This window comes from Psittacicella melopsittaci (assembly GCF_003585925.1).
GTDB classification, from domain to species: Bacteria; Pseudomonadota; Gammaproteobacteria; order Enterobacterales; family Psittacicellaceae; genus Psittacicella; species Psittacicella melopsittaci.
In genome coordinates this window covers 1-4,204 of the sequence record NZ_NRJH01000075.1, presented here as the reverse complement: position 1 = coordinate 4,204, position 4,204 = coordinate 1, and the positions used below count along the sequence as shown (strand labels likewise).

Annotated in this window: 3 protein-coding genes and 1 tRNA gene; 3 read left to right on the top strand and 1 reads right to left on the bottom strand. The window is 33.1% G+C overall.

Annotation, left to right across the window (positions count from 1 at the left end; all coding sequences use genetic code 11):
* Positions 1 to 156 precede the first annotated feature (156 nt).
* From ribD to recJ, 3 genes are all read left to right on the top strand, one after another.
* Positions 157 to 1,311 carry a bifunctional diaminohydroxyphosphoribosylaminopyrimidine deaminase/5-amino-6-(5-phosphoribosylamino)uracil reductase RibD gene (gene ribD, locus CJP74_RS07645; protein WP_222987029.1) on the top strand — a complete coding sequence of 385 codons (1,155 nt, stop codon included), beginning with the start codon at positions 157 to 159 and terminating at the stop codon, positions 1,309 to 1,311.
* Positions 1,298 to 1,816, top strand: a complete 519-nt coding sequence (gene lspA, locus CJP74_RS07640; protein ID WP_119497896.1) for a signal peptidase II — start codon at positions 1,298 to 1,300, stop codon at positions 1,814 to 1,816. The genes ribD and lspA overlap by 14 nt, the downstream gene beginning before the upstream one ends.
* A 118-nt stretch (positions 1,817 to 1,934) precedes the next feature.
* Positions 1,935 to 3,794, top strand: coding sequence for a single-stranded-DNA-specific exonuclease RecJ (gene recJ, locus CJP74_RS07635; protein WP_119497894.1), 1,860 nt, complete (start codon positions 1,935 to 1,937; stop codon positions 3,792 to 3,794).
* A gap of 84 nt (positions 3,795 to 3,878) precedes the next feature.
* Here recJ and CJP74_RS07630 read toward each other — a convergent pair.
* Positions 3,879 to 3,953 (bottom strand) — tRNA-Cys (locus CJP74_RS07630).
* Between the last annotated feature and the right edge of the window lie 251 nt (positions 3,954 to 4,204).

The window sequence follows — 4,204 nt, the reverse complement described above, 5'->3', positions numbered from 1 at the left end:
ATAATATAAAGAAAATTTAATAACAGGTTAATAAGGATTTTAATATGCGTGAACCTATGAGTAAAAAACGCCTAGCCCAAATAATTATTTTATTAATTATTTTACTAGTGCTTTTTGGTATTAATACCTATAAATATTACGCAAATGTTTAATTGTATGATGACAAAAGAATTAGATTTAATTTATCAAGAATTAGCTTACAATCTTGCCTTAAAAGGGAAAATCTCCTGCTATCCTAATCCCGCAGTAGGCTGTTTGATTGTAAAAGAGGGGCAAATAATTTCTCTTGGTTATCACAAATTTGCAGGAACTGCCCATGCCGAACGTGACGCAGTAGAAAAATTACAACAAGCATATCCTGATACTTGGCAAGAAAAAATTGCTCATGCTCATGTTTATGTAACTTTAGAACCTTGTGCCCACTATGGGCGTACGCCTCCTTGTGCTAATTTACTTGCCGACTGTAAGGTAGCTAAGGTTACTTATCTTAGTGCCGATACTACAGACAAGGTAAATGGTAAAGGAGTAAAAATTTTGCGTGAGGCAGGAGTTGAAGTTGAATTTGTTCCTTGGCAACAATGTTTAAATCTAAATAAGGACTTTTTTGCTTTACAAGCTCAAGCGGATTTACCTTTTATCAAGGTTAAAATTGGAGCTTCTCTAGATAGTAAAATTGCTTTACCTAATGGCAATTCCAAATGGATAACTTCGCTACAAGCACGTGAATATGTGCAAGCTCTAAGATGGCAAAGTGATGCTATTTTAACGAGTGCAAAAACACTAATAATTGATCAAGCTAAATACAATGTTAGATATGAGCAATTACCGCAAGAAGTAAAAAATTATCTAGCAGTAAAAGATTTAAAACAACCTAAAGTAGTTATTTTTGATAATAGTTTTCTCTTAACAGGGCAAGAGGAAATATTTAAACATCATCAGAGCCAAAATTTAATTATAGTTTCGCAAAAGGAACATCCTTTAGCGAATAAAATCCCAGAATTAAATTTTGTCGTAGGTTACAACTCCCACCAAAAACAAGATTTAGAAAAAATATTACAAATACTTAAGCAAGAATATGCCCTTGCTAATGTGCTGGTAGAAACTGGCTCAAGTCTAACAAACTTTTTCCTTGAGCAAAAATTATTTTCTCAATTGCACTATTTTATGGCACCTAAGATATTAGGTTCGGGAGTTCAAGCTCTTGCTACGCAAGAAAAATTCACCCAGTTAGAGCAATGCTTGACTTTAAATTTACTCTATCAAATTAATCTTAACGAAGATAATCTTTATCTTGTCTATGAACAAAAATAAATTACTTATATTCTCTCTTTTTCTCTTAGTAGTATTGGTTGCTTTAGATTGGTACAGTAAATACTACTTTGATACTACTTTAGCCTATTTACAAAGTGTTCCTGTGCTAGGTGAAACCTTTTTACAATGGACACTAGTATACAACTATGGCTTTAGCTTTAGTATTGGCTCAAATTATCCAACTTTAATGCGTGTGGTTGTAGGATCATTTGCCGTAATTGTAGGCGTATTTTTAGTCTATTTTGCAAGTAGCAATCTCCGTGATAGCAAAGCAACTAAAACCGAAAAAGCTATAGCCTTTGCCCAAATTTTTATTGCAGCTGGAGCTTTTGGTAATGGTCTCGAGCGCATAGCTTTTGGTAGAGTAATTGATTTTATTCACTTTACCTTTGGTGGAACCTGGAGTTTTGCGGTATTTAACCTTGCAGACGTATGGATAAATCTGGGAATTTATCTCATAGTTATTACTTATATAATCAACTATTTACGCAATCGTTCTAACTAAACTAGACATCAAAGTGTCTAGTTTTTTCTTTTTCTGGCTTAAAAATGTTAGATCCTCTTTTTTATTTATAATTTGCCGTGATAAAATAGAACAGAAAATAAACTAATCATGCAAAACTATGCTAGAGAAAACTATAAAAATAGTGGAGCGTAAACCGCAACACTTATTAGGTTTGCAAGATCAAATTAAGGATTATATTTTTTCTAACCGTAATATAACGGACGTAAACCAATTAGACTATAGTTTACGCAATCTTATCAATCCAATTCACTTTAAAGATCTTAGCAAAGCGGTAAAAAGACTAATCAATGCTTTAATTGAAAACGAGAGTGTTGTAATTATTGGCGATTATGATGCCGATGGAGCAACCTCTACTTCATTAGTTTATCTAAGTCTAAAAAGATTAGGTTTTACTAATGTAAATTATATAATTCCAGATCGTATTATTCATGGTTATGGCTTATCACCTGCTTTAGTTGATTTAGCAATTCAAGAGCACCACGCTGACCTGATAATCACCGTGGATAATGGGATAAGTTCTTTTGAGGGCGTAGAATACGCTAACTTTAAAAAAGTTGACGTAATTATTACTGACCACCACCTAGGCGGTGATACGGTTCCAGAAGCTGTAGCAATTATTAACCCTAACCAAAAAGGATGTAACTTCCCTTCAAAAAATCTTACTGGAGTAGGGGTAGCTTTCTATCTTATGAAAGTATTAAGCTACTACATTCACCAAGAGTTTAGTGTAATTGCTAAGGCAATAAACCTAACCAATACTATAGTGTATGAAAAAATAAATCTGATTCTAGAAAATAAAGAAGATTTCAATTCTTCAGAATTAGATTTTCTAAGAAAACGCGTTAATCGCTTTTTTGATACCTATGATATGAATTTTAATCCAGATCAGTATTTGGATTTAGTGGCTATAGGTACAGTAGCTGACTTAGCTAATTTAGACTATAACAATCGTATTTTAGTTGAGCAGGGAGTAAGAAGAATTAGGGCAGGACAATGTTCTAAAGGGGTACAAGCAATTCTTAAAGTACAAAAAATTAATAATGTCGATTTTAGTGCCGACGATATTAGCTTTAAGGTAGCACCTTTAATCAATGCCATAGGAAGAATGGATAACATGGTTAAAGGAGTAGAATGTTTAATCTCTGATGATGAACGTATTGCCGAAGTAATCGCCTATGAAATGGCCGAAACTAATAAAAAGCGTTCGGTTGTGCAAGCTGAAAACTCCCAACAAGCTTTAGAGCAGTTTGAAGCACGTTTTCTGCATACAGATTGCTATTCAATTTGCCTCTATGATCCGAGTTGGCACCAAGGGGTTATTGGCTTAAATAGCTCAATTATTAAAGATAAATATTGGCGTCCAACTTTTGTCTTTTCTACAGATGAAGGGGGCTTAATTAAAGGTTCAGGAAGATCAATTAACAATCTGCATATTAAAGATTGTCTCGATACTATTTCCAAACGTTATCCAGATCTAATTGTTAAGTTTGGGGGGCACTCAGGAGCAGCAGGGGTAACTATTAGAGAAAAAGACTTTAATAAGTTTTCTCAAGCTTTTGAGTTAATCGTAAGAGAAACGGTTGATCCTGATGATATAGGGCAAGAAACTATTTATTGTGATCTTGAACTTCCAGTAAACTATATTACTTTAGATTTTGCTAAAGAATTAGTTCGTTTAGGACCTTGGGGCAAGGGTTTTCCAGAACCTGTGTTCAAAAGTAGATTCAAGATATATAACAGCCCGCGTTTAGTTGGTAAATCTAAACGTGACACTTTAATTTTAGACTTTATGGATGCAAATAATATTTGTCATTCAGCAATTAAATTTAAAGCTACGCCAGAGTTAATTAATTCCTTAGCTCCAGAAATGGAGGTTTACTATACTATGTCAATTAATCGTTATTGTGGACGTGAGACTTTAAGTTTAATCATTAAACATATGATTCCAGTTGAATAATGAAAAATAAAATAAGAACCCCAGAAATTTTTTCTGGGGTTCTTATTAAAAAAGTGATGTGTAAATAGAGTCGTATGAATAAAATGGAGGCGCGACCCGGAATTGAACCGAGATAGACGGATTTGCAATCCGCTGCATAAGCCATTCTGCCATCACGCCGAATTTTTTAATTTAAAATTAACGCTTACTTAGAGCATTAATTATATATATTCTCTGATTCTGATTTTGTCTTATTTCTTTGACTGGTTCATTATATGCAATAAAAGAATAATTGTCAATAATAATTTGAAAATATATCCCTAACTTTTTGATGTTTAGGACATAAAAATTTAACCCAAAATTAGGAAAAAATAAAACGGACTTCGAGTTTTTTTCGAAGTCCGCTTTTTATTTAGATTATTTATTTAAAA

Excerpts from the sequence above, each read along its gene's own strand:
- ribD (WP_222987029.1), top strand. The coding sequence starts at position 157 with ATGATGACAAAAGAATTAGATTTAATTTATCAAGAATTAGCTTACAAT.
- recJ (WP_119497894.1), top strand. The coding sequence starts at position 1,935 with ATGCTAGAGAAAACTATAAAAATAGTGGAGCGTAAACCGCAACACTTA.
- lspA (WP_119497896.1), top strand. The coding sequence starts at position 1,298 with ATGAACAAAAATAAATTACTTATATTCTCTCTTTTTCTCTTAGTAGTA.